Annotated in this window: 2 protein-coding genes; one reads left to right on the top strand and one right to left on the bottom strand. The window is 53.5% G+C overall.

Annotated features, from left to right (window positions below; genetic code table 11):
• Positions 1 to 632, bottom strand: a 632-nt coding sequence (locus tag V6D20_11740; protein HEY9816455.1) for a hypothetical protein, incomplete at its 3' end; no start/stop codon positions are given.
• 35 nt (positions 633 to 667) lie between these two features.
• On the opposite strand from V6D20_11740, the gene V6D20_11735 reads away from it, so the two are divergent.
• Positions 668 to 835, top strand: coding sequence for a hypothetical protein (locus V6D20_11735; protein HEY9816454.1), 168 nt, complete (start codon positions 668 to 670; stop codon positions 833 to 835).
• The last annotated feature ends 445 nt before the right edge of the window (positions 836 to 1,280 follow it).

The raw sequence follows: 1,280 nt of genomic DNA, 5'->3' as shown, positions 1-1,280 counted from the left end.
AAGTACATCCAGTCAGCATCGTGCTCCTCATCCAGGAACGTTATGTTATGCCGGGTGGCATTTAAGAAAAGCGAGAAATCCAGCAAGACACTGCCCAGGTCCACACGGGCATGCTTGAAGATACCCCCGATAACGCCATAGGTATCGCTCTGCCCAAAAGGCGCGGTCGGAGTCCTGGGTAGCCAACATCGGTCCAAACACCGATGATGGCAGACAAATGAAGTGAAAACGAAGAGAGATTCAGCTTGAATCGTCCTTTGCAAGAAGGGCGTTGCATAGAGGTTGTCTCCGTTTGTGAAAACAATATGAGTGGGTGGGCTCAGGTCAGGCCAAATGCGCCCGTCGTTGTCTAAGGAACGGCTATTGAGCCAGGATACGACCCGATTAGTGACCTTGTAGCCATACAGTTCTCGAGGACCATCATCTGCCAGCATGACATGACGGACGAGGAAGCTCCAATAGGTGGCCAGACTCAGAAGGTAGTCGTTAGATTCGTACTCGGTCGAAGCTAAGATGACGGAAATCTCGCCGCAATAGTCTTGTGCCAGCAGGGAAGAAAGCAGGGCCGGGAGCCCTGCAGCATCGGAGCGCGAAGTCCTAGCAACAAAGATAACATGATAGGGGTCGGACAAGGTCTCACACTTGCGTGGGTGCATGAGCGCCATTATTGAGTCTACCGTTGACGCTGCTGGAAGTGCCGCCCCTGCTGCTGGAGATGGAGTGGGTGGTGGAAGGGGTGTTGGAGTCGGCAGCGGAAGAGGGGTTGGAGTTGGCAGCGGAAGAGGTGTTGGAATTGAGTGCAGAATTGGAGTTGGGGTGGGCGATTGATATGTAGGCGTAAGTTGGTGTGTGGGAGCTCTGCTTGTATCCGTGCTTGAGAGGACCAGGGTGCAGACTAAGAAAATTGCAGGCACAATGTAGCGGAGAGGAGGTGACACACCCTTGCTTGCATCAGGAGCCTCAGCCGCCTTGTAGTGGCCATACAGGATCACGCCAATCATGGCCACACTGGCTCCAAAAATGTTCTTGAGCAGTAGTGATGTATCCTCGATAGGATGGAGCATATAACCACCCAGTAGAATTAAAACAGTCTTGCCATGCCCGACGACTTGCCACATTATAGCGGAGGTTCGGCCAATGAGGAGAAACGAGTGGAGGTTGACGGAGAAGGCGAAAAGGCTGGTCACCACAATCCACTGTACCATGGGCACAGAGAGGTTGTGGAGCAGCTGGCCCCACAGCTCACGCTCAAACAGGAGGCTGCCGAGTGAGAACCAGAC

The organism is Candidatus Obscuribacterales bacterium (assembly GCA_036703605.1).
Taxonomy (GTDB): domain Bacteria; phylum Cyanobacteriota; class Cyanobacteriia; order RECH01; family RECH01; genus RECH01.
The sequence above is the reverse complement of the archived record's forward strand: the minus strand, read 5'-3'. Positions and strand labels throughout refer to the sequence as shown.